The 18,215-nt window shown below is 68.2% G+C and carries 20 protein-coding genes; 7 read left to right on the top strand and 13 right to left on the bottom strand.

The annotated features are described in order from the left end of the window. Positions 1-6 precede the first annotated feature (6 nt). The 6 genes from PTQ19_RS01630 to PTQ19_RS01605 form a co-directional block, all read right to left on the bottom strand. Entirely contained in the window at positions 7-1,071 is a 1,065-nt protein-coding gene (locus tag PTQ19_RS01630; RefSeq protein ID WP_179409260.1) for a LacI family DNA-binding transcriptional regulator, read from the bottom strand. A 2-nt stretch (positions 1,072-1,073) separates the two neighbouring features. Next, positions 1,074-1,964, bottom strand: coding sequence for a carbohydrate ABC transporter permease (locus PTQ19_RS01625; RefSeq protein WP_179409261.1), 891 nt, complete (start codon positions 1,962-1,964; stop codon positions 1,074-1,076). Beyond that, on the bottom strand, positions 1,957-2,919 hold the full coding sequence (locus PTQ19_RS01620) for a carbohydrate ABC transporter permease (RefSeq protein WP_179409262.1): 963 nt from the start codon (positions 2,917-2,919) through the stop codon (positions 1,957-1,959). Before PTQ19_RS01620 ends, PTQ19_RS01625 begins: the two co-directional genes overlap by 8 nt. Positions 2,920-2,929: 10 nt before the next feature. Continuing rightward, entirely contained in the window at positions 2,930-4,201 is a 1,272-nt protein-coding gene (locus PTQ19_RS01615; RefSeq protein WP_206821200.1) for an ABC transporter substrate-binding protein, read from the bottom strand. 126 nt (positions 4,202-4,327) lie between these two features. Continuing rightward, positions 4,328-5,725, bottom strand: a complete 1,398-nt coding sequence (locus tag PTQ19_RS01610) for a sulfatase family protein (RefSeq protein ID WP_274368198.1) — start codon at positions 5,723-5,725, stop codon at positions 4,328-4,330. 135 nt (positions 5,726-5,860) lie between these two features. Further along, on the bottom strand, positions 5,861-6,628 hold the full coding sequence (locus tag PTQ19_RS01605; RefSeq protein ID WP_274369012.1) for a MerR family transcriptional regulator: 768 nt from the start codon (positions 6,626-6,628) through the stop codon (positions 5,861-5,863). A 154-nt stretch (positions 6,629-6,782) separates the two neighbouring features. On the opposite strand from PTQ19_RS01605, the gene PTQ19_RS01600 reads away from it, so the two are divergent. Further along, the gene (locus tag PTQ19_RS01600; protein WP_274368197.1) at positions 6,783-7,622 is read left to right on the top strand and encodes a DUF4097 family beta strand repeat-containing protein; all 840 of its coding nucleotides are present in this window, start codon (positions 6,783-6,785) and stop codon (positions 7,620-7,622) included. Further along, positions 7,619-8,251, top strand: coding sequence for a PadR family transcriptional regulator (locus PTQ19_RS01595; RefSeq protein WP_222445096.1), 633 nt, complete (start codon positions 7,619-7,621; stop codon positions 8,249-8,251). The genes PTQ19_RS01600 and PTQ19_RS01595 overlap by 4 nt, the downstream gene beginning before the upstream one ends. Before the next feature lie 160 nt (positions 8,252-8,411). Here the strand turns inward: PTQ19_RS01595 and PTQ19_RS01590 are convergent, their stop codons facing one another. Beyond that, positions 8,412-8,954: a universal stress protein gene (locus tag PTQ19_RS01590; RefSeq protein WP_206821202.1), complete on the bottom strand. Its 543-nt coding sequence runs from the start codon at positions 8,952-8,954 to the stop codon at positions 8,412-8,414. 151 nt (positions 8,955-9,105) lie between these two features. Between PTQ19_RS01590 and PTQ19_RS01585 the strand changes: the two genes are divergently transcribed. Then, a complete protein-coding gene (locus PTQ19_RS01585; RefSeq protein ID WP_179411688.1) occupies positions 9,106-9,291 on the top strand; it encodes a DUF3073 domain-containing protein in 186 nt (61 codons plus the stop codon). Between the two features lie 221 nt (positions 9,292-9,512). Here PTQ19_RS01585 and PTQ19_RS01580 read toward each other — a convergent pair whose 3' ends face one another. Genes PTQ19_RS01580 through purM form a run of 3 tightly spaced genes read right to left on the bottom strand, consistent with a single transcriptional unit; the run spans position 9,513 to position 13,434 of the window. Beyond that, positions 9,513-10,829, bottom strand: a complete 1,317-nt coding sequence (locus PTQ19_RS01580; RefSeq protein ID WP_274368196.1) for a CynX/NimT family MFS transporter — start codon at positions 10,827-10,829, stop codon at positions 9,513-9,515. Further along, positions 10,826-12,292: an amidophosphoribosyltransferase gene (purF, locus tag PTQ19_RS01575; protein ID WP_179409269.1), complete on the bottom strand. Its 1,467-nt coding sequence runs from the start codon at positions 12,290-12,292 to the stop codon at positions 10,826-10,828. The genes PTQ19_RS01580 and purF overlap by 4 nt, the downstream gene beginning before the upstream one ends. Positions 12,293-12,315: 23 nt before the next feature. Continuing rightward, on the bottom strand, positions 12,316-13,434 hold the full coding sequence (gene purM, locus PTQ19_RS01570) for a phosphoribosylformylglycinamidine cyclo-ligase (protein ID WP_274368195.1): 1,119 nt from the start codon (positions 13,432-13,434) through the stop codon (positions 12,316-12,318). Positions 13,435-13,675: 241 nt separating this feature from the next. Here purM and PTQ19_RS01565 point away from each other — a divergent pair, with 241 nt between their 5' ends. Both PTQ19_RS01565 and PTQ19_RS01560 read left to right on the top strand, forming a co-directional pair. After that, positions 13,676-13,978, top strand: coding sequence for a hypothetical protein (locus tag PTQ19_RS01565; protein WP_274368194.1), 303 nt, complete (start codon positions 13,676-13,678; stop codon positions 13,976-13,978). Positions 13,979-14,061: 83 nt separating this feature from the next. Then, complete coding sequence (locus PTQ19_RS01560) at positions 14,062-14,661, top strand: zinc-binding alcohol dehydrogenase (protein ID WP_179409272.1); 600 nt, start codon at positions 14,062-14,064, stop codon at positions 14,659-14,661. An 8-nt stretch (positions 14,662-14,669) separates the two neighbouring features. On the opposite strand, the gene PTQ19_RS01555 is transcribed toward PTQ19_RS01560, so the two are convergent. Genes PTQ19_RS01555 through PTQ19_RS01545 form a run of 3 tightly spaced genes read right to left on the bottom strand, consistent with a single transcriptional unit; the run spans position 14,670 to position 15,864 of the window. Continuing rightward, on the bottom strand, positions 14,670-14,996 hold the full coding sequence (locus PTQ19_RS01555; RefSeq protein ID WP_274368193.1) for a potassium transporter Trk: 327 nt from the start codon (positions 14,994-14,996) through the stop codon (positions 14,670-14,672). Positions 14,997-15,034: 38 nt separating this feature from the next. Further along, positions 15,035-15,487 carry a hypothetical protein gene (locus PTQ19_RS01550; protein ID WP_274368192.1) on the bottom strand — a complete coding sequence of 151 codons (453 nt, stop codon included), beginning with the start codon at positions 15,485-15,487 and terminating at the stop codon, positions 15,035-15,037. A gap of 20 nt (positions 15,488-15,507) precedes the next feature. Then, positions 15,508-15,864, bottom strand: coding sequence for a sterol carrier family protein (locus tag PTQ19_RS01545; RefSeq protein ID WP_274368191.1), 357 nt, complete (start codon positions 15,862-15,864; stop codon positions 15,508-15,510). A gap of 136 nt (positions 15,865-16,000) precedes the next feature. Between PTQ19_RS01545 and PTQ19_RS01540 the strand changes: the two genes are divergently transcribed. Together PTQ19_RS01540 and purD are read left to right on the top strand one after the other, a co-directional pair. Then, complete coding sequence (locus tag PTQ19_RS01540; protein ID WP_274368190.1) at positions 16,001-16,690, top strand: NUDIX hydrolase; 690 nt, start codon at positions 16,001-16,003, stop codon at positions 16,688-16,690. A 181-nt stretch (positions 16,691-16,871) separates the two neighbouring features. Further along, positions 16,872-18,149, top strand: coding sequence for a phosphoribosylamine--glycine ligase (purD, locus tag PTQ19_RS01535; RefSeq protein WP_274368189.1), 1,278 nt, complete (start codon positions 16,872-16,874; stop codon positions 18,147-18,149). Positions 18,150-18,215 lie beyond the last annotated feature (66 nt).

Genomic DNA, 18,215 nt, shown 5'->3' with positions numbered 1-18,215 from the left:
TCTTCGTCACAGCCGTGTCGCGCCCGGGGCGTCGAGGTCGGTGGAGCCGCCGGGGAACAGCGACCACGGGAATTCATGCAGGCGCGTCGGGTCGGTGTCGTCGGCCAGGGCCCGGTCGACGATCACCTTCGCCTGACGTGCGTAGAAGTCGGTGGGTCCGACAGTGGTGAGCGTGGGAGCGACGGATGCCGCATGGGGCGTGTTGCCCACACCCGTCACCGCGAGGTCGTGCGGCACGCGCAGGCCCAGCATGTGGGCGGCGTTGATCACCGCGATGGCCGCGAAGTCGGTCGTCGCGTACACCGCGGTCGGGCGCCGCGGCGACGACAGCAGCGCCACCGCGGCCTCGAACGCACTCGCGTGCGTCGTGGTGTAGCTCTGCACCCACGACGGGTCGACCGTCAACCCGTGCGCGGCCATCTTCTCCTGGTACACGCTGTACCGGGAGCGGTCATCGGTGGCCAGCATGCTCTCGGCGGCCAGGCAGCCGATCTCGACATGCCGCTCAAGCAGGTGATCCATCGCCAGTTCGCAGCCCGGCAGCGCCTCGGAGCGGATCACATCGAACCCGTTGGGCTCGAGCGTCTCCGAGAACACCACCAGGCGCTGACCGCGCTCGACCAGGTCTGCCAGGTGACGGCGACCGGGCTCGGTGTCGGGAGCCTGATCGAGATAGGCCACATCGCACTCGATGCGATCGAGCGCCGCGTGCCAGTCGCCGTCCGCGAGGATCAGCGTCGTCAGGTCGTGCTGCTTCGCCTCGGCGTTGACCGCGTCGGCGACCGCGAGCGCCCACGGATCGCTCAGCATGTGCAGGGCCAGCTGCACCGTCTCGGTGCGCCCGGTGCGCATGGCGCGCGCCGAGCGGTTCGGCCGGTAGTTGAGCTGTTCGGCGGCTTCTCGCACGCGCCGGATGGTGTCCGGGGCCACACCGGCCCCGGACACCCCGTCACGGCCCGAGAAGACGTACGACACGGTCGCCGTCGACACCCCGGCCCGTTCGGCCACCATCCGCAGAGTCGGCCGTCGACGTGTCGTCGAGACTCCGTCAGCGCTGAGAGAATCCGCCATGTTTACCCCTTCGATCCTGAGAAGGCGATGCCCTGAATGAACTGCTTCTGCAGGATCATGAAGGTCACGAGCATCGGCAGGGTCGCGAGCAGCGCTCCCGCCATCAGAACAGGGTAGTCAGTGCCGTGCAGTCCGACGAGCTGCGCCAGACCGACCGACAGGGGCATCTTCTCGGGATCGGTGGTGACAACCAGCGGCCAGAGCAGGTCGTTCCACGACCACAGCACGGTGAACACCGTCAAGGCGACGATGCCGGGCTTGGCCAACGGCACCATGATGCGCCAGAAGGTCTGCCACGGGTTTGCGCCGTCGATCCGCGCCGCCTCTTCGAGTTCCGCCGGCAGTGACATGAAGAACTGCCGCATCAGGAACGTGCCGAACGCGCTGAAGATGCCGGGCACGATCAGCGCCTGCAGGGTGTTCAGCCAGCCGAGCGACTGAATGATCTCGTACTGCGGCAGCAGGTACAGCTGCGAGGGCACCATCAGCACCGACAGGAACAGCACGAACACGACGTTGCGACCGGGGAACGGGATGCGCGCGAACGCGTAGCCGGCCATGGTGCACAGCACGACCTGGCCGACCGTGCGGCCGATGGTCAACAGCACCGAGTTGGTGAACATCTGCGCGAAGGGCATCGAGTCGAAGACCTCGCCGAAGTTAGTGAACACCCACGGGTCGGGGATGACCACCGGCGGCACCTGCACCGAGTCCTGGAACGTCTTGAAGGCGGTCAGGGTCTGCCAGATGAACGGGAACACCATCACCACGGCGCCGAGGATCAGCACGATGTGCACGATCCAGACGCCGCGGTTCTTCGGCGAGCGCCCCGCCTGCTGCGAGACCCCGGAGGCGTCGACCACGGCGCGTGTGTCCAGCGAGATCTCACTCATAGTGCACCCACTTCTTCTGCAGACGGAACTGGACGACCGTCAGGACGAGGATGATCAGCAGCAACAGGAACGCGATCGCGGCCGCGTAGCCGCGCTCGTTGTCGATGAAGCCGGCTTCGTAGAACAGGTAGACGATCGTGCGGGTGTTCGGCATGGCCGGGTTGTTCACCCCGAGCATCATGTAGATCAGGTCGAAGACCTGCAGCGCGCCGATCACGCTGATGACCGAGACGAAGAAGATGCTCGGCGACAGCAGCGGGATGGTGATCGAGAAGAACTTGCGCACAGGGCCGGCGCCGTCGAGGTCGGCGGCCTCCATGATCGTGTCCGGGATGCCCTGCAGCCCGGCGAGGAAGATCACGACGTTCGTCCCGAGGCCGGCCCAGATGCCGACGACCGCGATGGCGACCAGCGCCGTACTCGGGTCGGTCAGCCAACTGCGCCCCTCGACGCCGAACCAGCCGAGCATCGTGTTGAGCACACCGAAGTCGCCGTTGTAGATCATGCGCCAGACCAGCGCGATCGCGGCGGGCATCGTGACGACGGGGATGAAGTACAGGGTGCGATAGACGCTGCGGCCCTTGAGGCCCGCGGTGTTCAGCAGCGCGGCGATCGCCACGGCGACGGGGATGCCGATGAGCGCGATGCCCGTGTAGATGGCGGTGTTGCGCAGCGCCCCGATCAGTTCGGGGTCCTGGAACAGCCGCTCGTAGTTGGCAAGCCCCACCCATTCCGAGCCACCGAAGGGTCCGGACTCGGTGAACGACATGAACATGGTGCGCACGGTGGGCCACAGGTAGAACACCAGCAGGCCCAGTGCGGTGGGGCCGATGAAGACCAGTGCCCACCAGGGTGAGGCACCGGGATTGCGCCGACGGCGGCGGATGCCGGAGGTCTTCGCCTCCGGCATCCGCTCGGTCGACGTGTCGGCGCTGCGCGCGACGACGTCGGTCATGCTGTGTTCCTTACTCGGAGTCGAGGGCTGCCTGCATCTTCGATGCAAGCTCCTGCAGGCCATCTGCCGGGGTGACGTTGCCCGCCCAGACCTGGGAGAGGATCTCGCCCTCGACACTGGTCCAGGCGGCGGTGTTCTGCGATGCCGGGTAGGCGACGGCCGTGTCGAGCGCGTCGATGTACGCCTGCAGGTTGTACTGCGGGAGCGCGTCGACCCAGACCTGCTGCTTGCCGTCGAATGCGGGGATCACGGTGCCCGAGTCGGCCATGATGTCGGCCGCGGCCTCGCTGCTGGCGAAGACGGCGAACTCGGTAGCCGCCTCGACGTGGTCGCCCTTGGCGTTGACGACGTTCGCCAGACCGTGGATCACGCTCTGGTTGCCCGCGGGGCCGGCGGCCAGCGGGGCGACGTCGACCTTGTCGGCGATGTCGGCGTTGTCGGCGTAGGTGTGCGCCGCCCACGAGCCGTTCTGGAACATGGCGACCTTGCCCGACAGGAAGAAGTCCTGCGCCGAGGTATCGGTCATCTGCTGCGCGGTCGGCGACGAGCCCGCCTCGATGAGGTCGGTCCACAGCTCGATACCGGCGAGCGCCTCGGGCGTGCCGTAGCCGCTGGTGGTGCCGTCGGCACTGATCACCTCGCCGCCGGCCTGGGCGATCGAGTTGTAGTAGTTCTCCTGGCCCGCCTGCGCTGCAGCGATGCCGAACTGGCCCTTGGCGGGGTCGGTCAGCTTGGCCGCGGCGTCCTTCATGTCATCCCAGGTCCAACCGGCCGTGGGGTAGGCGACGCCCGCCTCGTCGAAGAGTTCCTTGTTGTACCAGAGGCCGATGGTGTCGAAGTCCTTCGGCGCACCGTAGAGGGCGCCGTCGAAGGTGTACAGGTCAACGAGCCCCTCGGGGTAATCGGCGGGGTCGAGGTCAGCGCCCTCGAGCGGTGCGATCACACCGTTGGATGCGTACAGCTGGAAGTTCGGGCCGTTCATCCAGAACACGTCGGGAGCCGCGCCGCCCGAGACCGAGGTCTGGAGCTTCGTGAAGTACTCCTTGTACGGAGTGGTCACGAGCTTGATCGACACGTTGGGATTCTCGGCGGTGAACGCGTCGGCGATCGCCTGCATCGCCGGCTCCTGCTTCTGGTCCCAGATGCCGTATTCGAGAACGATCTTCTCGTCCGGATCGGCGCTACCGGCGTCGGAGCTGCTGCAGCCGGTGAGGGCGAGTGCTGCGGCTGCGGTCACCGCGAGTGCGGTGCCTCCCCGTCGGGTCAATGCTGTCGATCGCATGCGATCCTCCCTTGGATCTGTTGGGGTCGGGCTGTGATGCCGGGATACGTGTTAATCGTTTATCTAAACGATTAACAGCAGTGTAATCACAGCATCCCGACGATCACAACACACTCGGCCGCGACCTCAGCCGCGACCGACGCCGGCGAGGTCCATCTGCGAACGCCAGGCAGCGCGCGCAGCCTGGAGCCGTTCGACGACCTCGGGGTGCTCAGCGGCGACATCGCGCTGCTCGACAGCATCCGACCGCAGGTTCACCAACGAGAGTCCGGCACCGGGCTCGGTGTGCTCGGTCCTGCGGATCTCCTCGGCGTGCCCGGACGCGTCGTCGACGTACCGCAGCTTCCAGTCCCCCTGCCGCACGGCCCACTGCCAGCGGCAGTCCCAGTGCAGCTCGTCGCGCACAGCATCCGCCTCGCCGCGCAGGAAGGCGCGCAGATCGCGCCCATCGAGGCCCGAGTCGTCGGCGCCGGCGACGGCGACGGCGGTGCCGGCGATATCCATCGAACTCACCAGCCCCCGCCGGTGCGCACCCGCAGGCAGCTGCCCCGACCAGCGCATCAGGAAGGGCACGCGGATGCCCCCTTCGAGCAGCGTGTACTTCGACCCGCTCAGCGGTGTGTTCACGCCGTAGTTGCAGTTCGAGCCGCCGTTGTCGGTGGTGTAGACGACGATGGTGTCCTCGGCGATACCGAGATCGTCGAGCAGATCGAGCAGGCGGCCGATCTGGGCATCCATCAACTCGAGCTGCGCAAGGTAGTACTCGCGTCCGTTCGGCAGGTTCGGGCTGATCGCACCGTCGTACCAGTCGAGGTACTCGGCTGCGCCCGGGTACCAGTCCTCGAAGGCGGGCAGCCCGCGCGCCTCGAGCTCTTCGGGCGGCAGCTGCCAGCAGAAGTTGTGCACGGCGTTGAAGGCGACGGTTGCGAAGAAGGGACGCTCGTCGTCATCGGCGATGAACGCCGCCGCACGATCGGCGATCTCGTCAGTGAGAAAGCGCTCGACCTCGACCGGCTCGCCATTGGCCGACAGGGGTTGCACGGCCATGGCGCGGGTCGCCTCACCGTACTCGGCGACCGCGGCGTCGGAATGGCGCAGGTAGTTCAGGCGCCCCATCGACTGACCGGCCAGGCCGTAGAACGAGTCCTCGAAGCCATGCTGGGGCGGGGTACCGCGGTCCCCCTCGCGTTCGCCCCCGTAGTGCACCTTGCCGTAGTACCCGGTGCGGTAGCCGGCATCGCGCAGGCGCTCGGCGACCGTCAGGTGGTCGGCTCCCGGCACGGCGGAGTCGTCGAACCAGTGCGCGCCCCAGCGCTGCTGATAGGCCCCGCCGATGAGTCCGGCCCGCGAGGGGGAGCACACCGGCGCGGTGACGTAGGCCTCGTCGCAGGTGACACCCTCGGCCGCCAGGCGGTCAAGTGACGGCGTGCGCACCGCCGGGTCGACGCCGAGCGCGGACCTGTCGGCATAGCCGTGGTCGTCCGAGACGATCACGAGCACATTGGGGCGGCGGGACTCGGGCATGGACATCGGACTCCTCATCGAACCTGAAACGTTTAGCAATCCGACGCTAGCCCCTGCCCCGCACGTTGCACAAACGCTCACGATCAGACGCGCACGACGGGGGTGCGGACGCCGCCCGCACCCCCGCGATGTGGACTACAGCGCCGCCTCGGCGTAGACACGCAGGGCGTCGCGCACGAACTCCGCACCGGCGGTGCCGTCGCGGGTGGCGTAGTTGGCCGCGAATCGCGGGTCGGCGGCGTACATGTCGGCGAGGCCGAGCACGTACACCTTCGTGTCACCCCCGTTCTCGGATGCCGGCGTGCCGGGCACACTCATGAGCCATGCGACATGACGGCGCGCGAGGTCCTGCGCGGCATCGGATGCCGGATCGACCCCGCTCTCGGCCGCGGCCACCCAGTCACCGGCCAGATCGGCGACGCGCTGCTGCCACTCCCGCCGCTCATCGGCACTCATGCCGCGCCACCAGCGATCACCCGCCGCGTAGGCGTTCTTGCCCCAGCGCTGCTCGACCTCGTCCTTGTAGCGGGTGTGGTCGAACCCGTCGAACATGTTCTCGGCCATGATTGGCCCTCCTTCTCTCAACGCGTGAATGGTGCTCTCGACCGAAGCGATCTGCCGCAGCATCCGCTCCTGTTCCTGGCGCAGCCAGGCCAGGTGCGCTTCGAGCGCACCTTCCTCGGATTCGCCGCGGTCGAGCACGTCGGCGATCTGCGGCAGTCCGAGCCCGAGCTCGCGCAGCAACAGGATGCGCTGCAGGCGCACGAGCGCCGCCCGGTCATAGTGGCGGTAGCCGTTGCGCGCGACGCGTGACGGCGCGAGCAGTCCGATGTCGTCGTAGTGCCGCAGCGTTCTGCTCGTGGTTCCGGCGAGTCGCGCGATCTCTTGGATCGACCAGTCCATGGCATCCCTTCCGTCATTGAGGACCACGCTAGAAGTTGACGCTGCGTCAAGGTCAATCCTTCTCGGCAAACCCCCAGGCGCAATCGAGATATATCGTGTTATTCTCGCTTCAACGCGATATATCTCGATATCGCCGAACTCAGGAGAGAACGACATGACCGAGAAGTGGCTCATCGCCCCCGGCGAGGAACGCGTCATCGACATCGCCTCGGCGTCCCGGCTCAAGGTCGGGCTCGTCGGCGGCCAGGTCGACGTCGTGGCGCACGACGAACCCGGCATCCGCATCGAGGTGCACGGGGTCACCATCAAAGACCTGCGCATCGAATCCGACGGCACCCAGGTCGAGATCGACCACCCCCAGATCGGGTGGGACAACTTCCTCGACGTCTTCCGCAACTTCGGTGCCGGTGGCCCCAAGGCCGAGATCAGCATCGCCGTACCGCGCAGCATCGCCCTCACCCTCGGCGTCGTCAGTGCCGGAGCCCTGATCTCGGGCATCCGAAACGACGCGCGACTGAACACCGTCTCGGGCGACATCATCGCCGACAACATCTCGGGCGACCTGACGCTCAACAGCGTCTCGGGCGACGTGCAGGTGCGCGCGCTCACCGGCTCGATCAACGCCAACAGCGTCTCGGGCGACATGGCCGTCACCGGCACCATGCACAAGGCAACCGTCGACACCGTCTCGGGTGACGTGCTCGTCGAGGCCATCGGCGACATGAACACCATCAACCTGAACACCGTCTCGGGCTCCACCCGGATCCGCCTCGACGAGACCCTGCCCGCCAACTACGTGCTGCGCAGCATGAGCGGCAAGCTCACCGTCGACGGCATCGAGCGCTCGGGCGGTGGCCCCGCCACCTACACCGGACAGAAGGGCGAGCTCGCCGGCAGCTTCGTCGACGTGCGCGCCAACTCGGTCTCGGGATCGATCGCGGTACTGCGCCGCCCGCAGGTGTCGGTCGCCGACGACGCGGAGTGGGAATCATGACCCCCGCGGTCTTCTCGCACGGCGACCTGCGGCTGTATCTGCTGTCGCTGCTCGCCGAGTCTCCGCAGCACGGCTACGGCATCATCCAGGCGCTCACCGACCGCACCGGTGGCACCTACACCCCCAGCGCCGGCACCATCTACCCTCGACTCGCGAAGCTCGAAGAAGAGGGCCTGGTGTCGAAGACCGTCGACGGACGCACCACGATCTACGCGATCACCGACGCCGGCCGCGCCGAGCTCACGGCCCGCGAGGGCGAGCTGGAGGGCATCGAAGAGGGGCTGTCCGACTCGGTGCGCCTGATCGCCAGCGAGGTGCGGCACAGCGTGCAAGAGGCGATGCGCAGCCTGCGCGCCGACCTCGCCACCGCCGCGCAGAAAGAGAAGCGGGATGCCAAGGAGCGCGCACACGCCGACTCGATGAGCGACGAGCGCACCACCAGCCGCGAGCAGCTGGGCCGGGCGGATGCTGCCATCAACGCCTTCCGCGCACAGGTACGCACCGATCTGCGCACCCATGTGGCACGGGGCGGCGCGCTGCCGGCATCCGTCGTCGCAGACCTCGAGCAGGCACTGGACGACGCGGCCCGCGCGGTGACCCGCGCCCTGGCCGCTCCGCCGCAGGACTGACCCCGCGTCTGGGTCGGGCCCGCGTCTGGGCTGGCCCGGCGTCGCGCCCGGCCCCTGCCGCCGAGACCCCCACCTATCGTCGAGACCCCCACGTATGGACGTCCATTCGTGGGGGTCTCGACATGAACTGGGGGTGTCGGCGCGAGTGCGCGCGGCGTGGCTACTCGGTCCAGACGTCTTCCTGGTCGTCGGGCACAGGCTCCTCCTGCGGCACGACGAGCACCGAGCGGTGCTGCCGATGCGCCAGGCGTGCCGCGACCGACCCGGTGAAGAACTCCCGGATCGACTCCCCCAGGCCGCGCTTGCGCGTACCCACGACGATCAGCTGCGCATCGAGCCGCTCGGCGAGCTGCTTGATCGCCAGGGCAGGGTCACCCACCAGCTGGCGTGCGGTCCAGACGACATCAGCCTTCTTCAACAGCTGCTCGGCGGCCTGCTGCACTTCTTCGAACTCGGCGATGCCCGAGTCGATGTTCAGGTCGATGGGCGCCGAGTGCACATAGCCGTCGGGGTCTTCGTACGTCACGAACCGCGTGACGTCGACGTGCACCACAACGAGCGGCGAGCCGAGCAGCTTCGCGTACTTCACTGCCTCATCGAGAACGTGCCCGGGTTGGCCGGGTTGCAGGCCGACGATGACCGCCTTCTGCAGGGCGGCGTTCTGTGCTGCCTCGTCGGATGCTGCGGGCGTGGAATCCGTCATGTCGATCCTTCCGCTCGAAGGCCGCAGGACGGCCTGGTGGTCTGGCGTGCGTGCTATCCTGAATGCTACTCTTACCGGCCTCGAGCCGGTGCCGTGAATATCATCGGGCATGCACCGCCCGCTGCTGAACTCGTAAAAGGGGGTCTCGCGCATGGGCCGTGGCCGTCAGAAGGCGAAGCACACAAAGATTGCTCGCGAACTCAAGTCGTACAGTCCGGATGTGAATTTCTCCGCCTTGGAGAGTGAACTCGGGCATCCCTCGTCCGAGGACCAGTACGTCGACAAGTGGGCCGACATGTACGAAGACGAAGACGAGGACGAGCTCGAGCGAGCCTGATCCGCTTCTGTGCACGACAGACACCCTGGCGACCAGCATCCGCTGCGTCGACCAGGGTTTCGTCGTTGCCACTCGCGGGAGTACTGAAGTCTGCCTGCCGCGCACGAGAACAGGACGGTTGACGAGAACAGGCTGAATCGCTCCGAATCATCCTGTACTGGGTAAAGAGCCTGTTGCGGATGACGTCTGCGCGCCCGGGCCTGACCCGGCCCGCATCGCCCTCACCACTTCCCGTGCCGGCGCTCCCATTCGTCCTCCACCGTGACGCGCCTGCCGGCGATCATCCCGGCCGGGAACGTCACGACGAGCACGCCGGCCACGATCAGCAGCGGCACCGTCCACGCATGCGTCAGGTCGTGCAGCACGCCGATCAGCAGCGGGAAGACGGCGGCGAACGTGTAGCCGACGCTCTGCACGAAACTCGACAGTACGACGGCACTCTCGGGCGTGCGCGAGCGGATGCTGATGAGCACCAGCGACAACGGGAACAGCACGCCGACCAGGCCGAACAGCACCATCCACAGCGGCAGCAGCCCCGGCAGCGGGGCCAGGAGCAGTCCGATCAGACCGATCAGCCCGCCGATCGACCCGAACGCGAACAACGGACGCGTCGCCTGGAACCGCACCACGAGCACCGGAACCAGCAGCGATGCCGGCAACGACACGGTGGCGAACAGCGACAGCAGGAACCCGGCGGTCGCCGCGCTCACTCCCGCCAGATCGACGAGGATCACCGGCATCCACGCGAAGGTGACGTACGCCATCGTCGATGACGTGCCGAAGGTGAACGCCAGCGCCCACACCAGCGGAATCCGCCGCAGCCGCCCGAAGATGCGCCGTGTGGCCGGCGCCGTCGCGATCGGGCCGGTCAGCGCCGGCTCGTCGCCGCCCGAGGACGGCCGGGTCACCGGCGCCGTGCGCGGCGCCTCCTGCGGCGTGGAGTGGCGGATGCTGTCATCCGCCGGGCGCAGCAGCATCAGCATCCACGGAATGGCCCCGGCCAGAGCGAACGCACCCCACATCGCCAGCGAGAACCGCCAGTCGGTGGCCTCGGCCACCGGCACAGCCACCATCGGCGGTAGGAACGTCGAGAACGACATCGCCGTGGTGTACAACGTCATCATCAGCCCGATGCGATCGGGGAAGTACTTCTTCACCAACGGGGGCAGCAGAATGTTGCCCATCCCGACGCCGGCGAACGTCAGTGCCGTCGCCATGAGCAGCCCGACCGAGTCGCCCACCAGCCCACGCGAGACGATACCGGCCGTGATCGTCAGCAGAGCGATGACGGCAACCCGTTCGATACCCAAGCGCTGCTCGAGCATCGGAGTGATCAGACCGAACAGCGCGAAGCAGACCGGCGGAATCGTGCCGATGATGCCGAGCACCGTGGGCGACACAGTGAAGTCGGCACCGATCAGTTCGATGACCGGCGACAGCGATGCCACGGCCGAGCGCAGAGAGAACGCGCACAGCACAATGCCCAGCATGGCGAGCGCGCGGCCCCGCCAGAGCGGGCGCGCACTCACCCGGGTCATGACGTCTGGGACTTCTCGACCCAGTCGAGGTACTCGTCGGTGACGGTTCCGGTGACGTAGCGCCCGTCGAAGCAGCTGAGGTCGAGGTCGGTCAGATCGGTGCCCTCGATGATCGCCGCCTTGAGGTCTTCGACCTCTTGGTAGACCATGCGATCGGCGCCGAGTTCCTCGGCGATCTCGGGGATGGTGCGCCCGTGAGCAATCAGCTCGTGCTTGGAGGGCATGTTGATGCCGTACACGTGCGGGTAGCGCACCGGCGGCGCAGCCGAGGCGAAGATCACCGACTTGGCGCCGGCGTCGCGCGCCATCTGGATGATCTGCTGGCTGGTGGTACCGCGCACGATCGAGTCGTCGATGAGCAGCACGTTCTTGCCGCGGAACTCGGTCGACATCGCGTTCAGCTTCTGCCGCACGCTCTTCTTGCGCACCGCCTGCCCGGGCATGATGAAGGTGCGACCGACGTAGCGGTTCTTGTAGAAGCCCTCGCGGTATTCCTTGCCGAGCTTGCGGGCCACCTCCATCGCCGCCGGACGCGACGAGTCGGGAATCGGCATGACCACGTCGATCTCGTCGAGCGGCACGTGCTTGGCGATCGTGTCGGCCAGCTTGTCGCCCATCCGCAGGCGCGACTCGTAGACCGAGACGCCGTTCATGACCGAGTCGGGACGGGCGAGATAGACGTACTCGAACGCGCACGGCGTGAGCTGCGTCTGCTTCGCGCACTGGCGGGTCGACAGCTCACCGTCGTTCGAGATGAACACGGCTTCGCCGGGGGCGACCTCGCGCACGATCTCGTAGTCGGCGTTCTCGAGCACCAGCGACTCGCTGGTGACGACCCACTCATCGGCATCGCCCGGCGCCGCGCTCGTGCGTCGGCCGAGGATGAGCGGGCGGATGCCGAACGGATCGCGGAACGCGAGCAGACCGTAGCCGGCGATGATCGCGATGACCGCGTACGCGCCCTCGATGCGCGCGTGCGTGCGCTCGACGGCGTCGAAGATGCGATCCGGGTCGAGGTCGACGGTCGAAGTCGAGGTCTGAAGTTCGCCGGCCAGCACGTTCAGCAGCAGCTCGGTGTCGCTGGACGAGTTCAGGTGCCGACGGTCGCGGTAGGCCATGTCGGCAGTGAGCTCACGCGTGTTGGTGAGGTTGCCGTTGTGGATGAGCACAATGCCGTACGGCGCGTTCACGTAGAACGGCTGCATCTCTTCTTCGTTGGAGGCCGTGCCCTTGGTGGCATAGCGCACGTGCCCGAGGCCGACATTACCGAGCAGCGCGCGCATATCGCGCGTACGGAACGCCTCGCGCACCATGCCCGAGGCCTTCGCCATGTGCATGACGCCGCTCGACTCGACTGTCGCGATGCCGGTGGCGTCCTGACCGCGATGCTGCAGCAGCAGCAGGGCGTCGTAGATGTCCTGGTTGACGGGGCCGTTTCCGACCATTCCGACGATGCCGCACATGGAGTGTTACTTCATCCGTTCTGTCAGTGAGCGGTCTCGGCGTATGCACCCACGAGGCGCACCGCTCCACCGTCGACGCCCTTGGCGCCTTCTTCGTACTCGCCCTCGGGGCGCGCGCCGGTGTGCACCGTCGCGACCTGCCAGGCGGGGATGCCCTGGGCCTCGATGTTCGCGATCGCGGCGTCCTTGTGCTCGGCCGCGACGACGGCGAGGAACCCGATGCCCAGGTTCCAGGTGCCCTCGGTGTCGACGATGGGCGTGCCGGCGATGTCGGCGAGCACGCGGAACACCGGGCTCGGCGACCAGGTCGACCGGTCGACGTCGGCCCAGCTGCCCTGCGGGAGCACACGGGCGAGGTTGGCCGCGATGCCGCCGCCGGTCACGTGGCTCAGCGAGTGGATGCTACCCGCCGGAAGGTTCTCGATGAGCTTCAGCAGCGGTGTCGTGTACAGGCGCGTCGGCTCGAGCAGGGCCTCGCCCCAGGTCGTGCCGAAGTCGGCGGCGGTGTCGCCGTAACCGATGCCGGCATTCGCGACGATGTGACGCACCAGCGAGTACCCGTTGGAGTGCAGACCGCTCGAGGCGAGCGCGATGACGGCGTCACCGTCGCGCACCAGGTCGGCCCCGAGCACAGCATCCGCCTCGACGACTCCCGTCGCGGCGCCCGCGACGTCGTAGTCGCGCGGGCCGAGCAGCCCCGGGTGCTCTGCCGTCTCTCCCCCGACCAACGCGGTACCGGTCGCCGAGCAGGCCTCGGCGATACCGCGGACGATGTCGGCGATGCGCTCGGGAACGACCTTGCCGCACGCGATGTAGTCGGTCATGAACAGCGGCTTCGCACCCACCACCACGATGTCGTCGACGACCATGCCGACCAGGTCTTGCCCGATCGTGTCGTGCTTGTCGATGGCCTGCGCGATCGCGACCTTCGTGCCGACACCGTCGGTGCTGGATGCCAGCAGCGGGCGGCGGTAGCCGAGCAGGGCGCTGGCGTCGAACATGCCGGCGAAGCCGCCGACACCACCGAGCACCTCGGGCCCGTGGGTGGCGCGCACCGAGGCCTTCATGAGTTCGACGGCGAGGTCACCGGCAGCGGTGTCGACACCGGCTTGGGCGTAGGGATTGGTGGAGGATTCTGCCACGGCAACAGCCTACCGGCCCGCAGGGACATCTCAGGTCGGAAGTCACCCGGCGTTCACCGGCAGCATCCGACGCCGCGCCGAGATCTGCTAAAGTAGACGGTTGCGCAATGTTTCGCCGCATCTCACCGGCGCAGCGCACACCCCGGCCGGGGCCGTGAAGGCCGGAACCGCACCGAAGCGGATCCGCTCGCCCAGGCCGCATGACGGTGGCAACCTGCCGCCCGCACACGAATCAAGAGACATGAGCAGTACCGACACTTCCGCGCGCTCCGGCGCGCCCATCGAAAGCAACCCCATCCCTACATCCGCAGACCTGGCATGGCGCCAGGCAGACCACGACGTGTTCGTGGCGACGAACAGCGGCGAGTTCGCCGGCTTCGTCACCGTCGACAACAGCACCCATGTGGTGCACGACCGTCACAGCCGCCGGATCGGCAGCTACCCGACGCTCGCCGCCGCCCGGCAGGCGCTGGTGGATGCCACCCGTCCACCGTCGCGCAGCAGAGAACGTCTGCGCCGCCGCATCCTGTCCCGCCGCCGCTGACCTGCACCCCTGACGAGTCGTTCTGCGGGCCCTTTGACCGATCAACCCCCATATGCGAGGGGTGATCACCCTACGATGGGGCCATGGTCGACAAGCCGCAGTGGCTGATTCGCGAAGACGCCGGCACATCGGTGCTCGTCGCGCTCGCACTGCGCCAGCTGATCGGCATCCGCGAACCGTCCGACCTACCGGCCCTGCGCGGACTCGCCGTCCGTCCTCCCGAGGCCGCCGACGTCGACGATGCGCTCGAGGCGCAGTGGCGCGACTACTGGGATATGACCGTCGAGCCGCGCGCACATCGATCCGAGGTGCCGCTCGACCTCGTCGACGGTTTCGACACACTCGTCGCGCTGCCCACCACCGGAGCCGAAGAACTGCGCCGCGCCATCGCCCCGCACGCCGACACGGCCCTGCGGTACGCGCAGAGCACCCACAACCGGTATGTCGACTCAGTCAGCTCATCGGGCGGCGCCTACCGCGCCTATGCCAGTGCGATCGCAGAGTTCGAACGCGAAGTCGGACGCCGCGCCCACTCGTTCGAACTGAACGTGCAGGTGCTGCCATTCACGCAGCGTGGGATCTGGTGGATCGGCGCTCTGAGCGTGGCCGTCACCGACGGGCTGCGACGCGACGTGGTCGCATTCGACGCGGCGATGCGCCCGGTGATCAGCGAGCTTGCCTGACCGGTGGGTCAGGCCGCGTCGTCGTCCACTTCGGCGATCCGCTCGTGCTCGACCCGCACGACACGGGCGTGACGACGCGCGACTCGATCCAGGATGAGGGCGACGGCCCCGCCGAGAGCGATACCGATCGGCATCATCCACAGCAGCGCGAACCCGAAGACCTGACCCGGAGGGTAGACGACATCGAGCGTCCGCGAAGGCTCGTAGCTGCCCATCGCCGTCAGGATGCCCGCGGCGATGATGCCGAGCACGACCCCGATGCCGATGAACACGCCGTAGCGCGGGACGGGACGAACCGTGGCCTCGACGGTCTCAGGCGTGGAATGGCGGGACATGCCCTCATTCTCCCACGGCGACGCTATGGGCGGGGTGTTCAGCGGACAGCCAGCGACCAGGCACCGGCGCCGCCGTCGCTGAAGGCCGAGGCGGTCACGGCATGCACAGTGGCATCGCCAATGCCGGGATTCAACGTCTTCGGGCCATCACTGCAGAGCACGTCGACCGCCGCTGTACCGACGATTCCGGCTTCCGTGTGCATATACACGCTCACGTCCATGGTCTCGGCCCCGAAACAGGAGAACTCGAACTCCGTGAGTTGCTCGGGCTCCTCGAATTCGACGCGGAACTGTTCGCCGAGGTCATCGAGCGTGGAGTCGGCACTAGGCACGAGAGCCAAGGCCGTCACGCGCGCCTTCGCGTCACCGGATGCCGCGTGCTGATCATCCATCCACTGCTGCAGCTCGTCCGGTGTCGCCGTCGCGCTCGAGCATCCCGCGAGCGCCATTGCTCCGATGATGGCGAGCACGCCACCGATGATCCGCTTCATGCCTCACACCATAGGGGCTCTCAGGGGCGCAGCGGCAGCAGCGCAGAGATGTCGGCGCGGGTGCCCGAGGCGACGATGCGACCCGCGGCGATAGCATGCGCCCACTGTTGTGCCCCGGTGGCGACGCCGATCCAGGTGGATGCGTCCATCTCGACCACGTTCGGGGGTGTGCCGCGCGTGTGGCGCGGCCCCTGCACGACCTGCACCGCACCGAACGGCGGAACCCGCACCTCGACGCTGTTGCCGGGCGCCTTCTCGTCAAGAAGCTGCAACAGGTACCGCACAGCGGTCGCAAGCTGCGGCCGCGCCGCGGCACCAGAGCTCACGGCGGCCAGCGCGTCGCGCCCCGCCCCGACGTCGATCTTTCGCCCGGCCATGTCTTCAGGCTACGCCGTTCGCAACTCCGGAGATTTCTGGCTGCGGCCGGGCGAACAGCCCGGTTCTGCACCCTGCTGGCAGGTTTCTCCGGAGTTCCGTGCACCGCCTCGCGTGCCAGGCATAGGCTCGACCTCGATGAGTGCTTCCGCCGAGACGATCCGCAGCGCCAGGGACGACCTGCTCGCCGTGACGCGTCGCGCGGACTGGCTGCCGTCCTTCCCCTTCGACACCGTGAACCCGCTCCCGGCATCGGTGCTGGTGCTGTTCGGCCGGCTCGACAGCATCCCCGCGCGCAGCGACGAGCTGACGGTCCCGGCCGATCTCGACGTGCTGCTGCAACGGCGCGCGGCGACGCTGTCGTCGCATCCTGGGCAGGTGTCCTTTCCCGGCGGGAGGCAGGACGACGGCGATGCCGACGTCGTAGCCACAGCGCTGCGCGAGGCCGAGGAAGAGACCGGCCTCGACCCGCACGGCGTCGAGGTGCTGGGGGCGCTTCCCGAGATCCCCCTCGCGGTGAGCAACTACCTGGTGACGCCGGTGCTGGGCTGGTGGCGGCGCCCGTCTCGGGTGGCCGCAGTCGATCACGCCGAGACCGTGGATGTGTTCCGGGTGCCGGTGGCGCAGATGCTCGATCCCGCCAGCCGCTACACCGCCACGCTCACTCGCGGAGGGCAGACCTATCGCGGGCCGGCGTTCGACATCGACGGCACCGTGGTTTGGGGGTTCACGGCGGGCATCCTCGACGCCCTGTTCGATGCGACCGGCTGGGCGTTGCCCTGGGACCGGGCGCACGAGCGCCCCGTCTCGCCGTCCGACGTCGGCTGACGCGCGGGGCGTCGGCGCGCAGGGCATCCGTACGCCGTGTTCCGGTCGCAGTTTCTCCCGCATCACCCGGCTCGATGCGGGAGAAATTGCGACCGGAGTGGCGACGCCGCGCCGAGACGCGTGCAGAACTGCGACCGGAACACGGCGGATGCCCGCACGCGACCGCCGGTAGGCTGGCCGCATGAAGATCCTGGTCCTCGGTTCCGGCGCGCGCGAGCACGCGATCATCCTGTCCCTGCGGTCGGAAGAGGCCGAGCACGAGATCTTCGCCGCACCCGGCAACGCCGGGATCGCGCAGGACGCGACCCTCGTCGACGTGGATGCCCTCGACGGTTCGGCCGTGGCGTCGTTCGCCAACGAGCACGGCATCGACCTGGTCGTCGTCGGCCCCGAGGCGCCGCTGGTCGCGGGCGTGGCCGATGTGCTGCGCGAGCGCGGCATCCCGGTCTTCGGCCCGGGCAAGGCGGCCGCACAGCTTGAGGGATCGAAGGCGTTCGCGAAGCGGATCATGGATGCCGCAGGCGTGCCGACCGGGCGCGCGGTGCGCGCAGCATCCGCCGCCGAGGTCGAAGCCGCATTCGACGAGTTCGGCGCACCGTACGTGGTGAAGGCCGATGGCCTTGCCGCAGGCAAGGGCGTGATCGTCACCGCCGACCGTGCCGCGGCGCTCGCCCACGCCGAGCAGTACCTGCCGAGCGGTCCGGTGCTGGTCGAGGAGTTCCTGACGGGACCCGAGGTGTCGCTGTTCTTCCTCAGCGACGGCGACACCGTGCGCCCGCTCAGCCCCGCGCAGGACTTCAAGCGCGCACTCGACGGCGACGGCGGCCCGAACACCGGCGGCATGGGTGCATACTCGCCGCTGCCGTGGCTGTCCGAGGACTTCGGCGGCGTCGACGAGTTCGTCGCGCAGGTGACCGAGACCGTCGCGATGCCGGTGATCCGCCAGCTCGACGCCGAGGGCACACCCTTCATCGGCCTGCTCTACGCGGGCCTGATCCTGACTCCCGCCGGTGTGCGCGTGATCGAGTTCAACGCCCGTTTCGGCGACCCCGAGACGCAGGTCGTGCTGCCGCGGCTGCGCACGCCGCTCTCGCGCCTGCTGCTCGCGGCGGCATCCGGCCACCTCGAGGACGAGCCGATGCCGGAGTTCTCCGACGACGTGGCGATCACGGTCGTGCTTGCCAGCGAGGGCTACCCCGAGGCACCGCAGACGGGGCGCCTGATCGAGGGCCTCGCCGAGGCGGCGGCCGTCGAGGGCGTCACGCTCGTGCACGCCGCGACCGGCGCGCCGGACGCGCCGGGTGGCTCGCTGGTCGCGACGGGTGGACGTGTGCTGAACGTCGTCGCCACCGGGTCGGACTTTGCGGATGCCCGCGCGCGGGCGTACGAGGCCATCGGCCGCATCGCACTGGACGGCGCCCACTACCGGCACGACATCGCCGCGCGGGTCGCCGGCTGACAGCATCCGGTCCAGCGGCTTTCCCGGCCCTGCGCCGCACCTGGCGCCGCTCCCTCGCCTGCGCCG

It is taken from the genome of Microbacterium esteraromaticum (assembly GCF_028747645.1).
Classification (GTDB): domain Bacteria; phylum Actinomycetota; class Actinomycetes; order Actinomycetales; family Microbacteriaceae; genus Microbacterium; species Microbacterium esteraromaticum_C.
The sequence above is the reverse complement of the archived record's forward strand: the minus strand, read 5'-3'. Positions and strand labels throughout refer to the sequence as shown.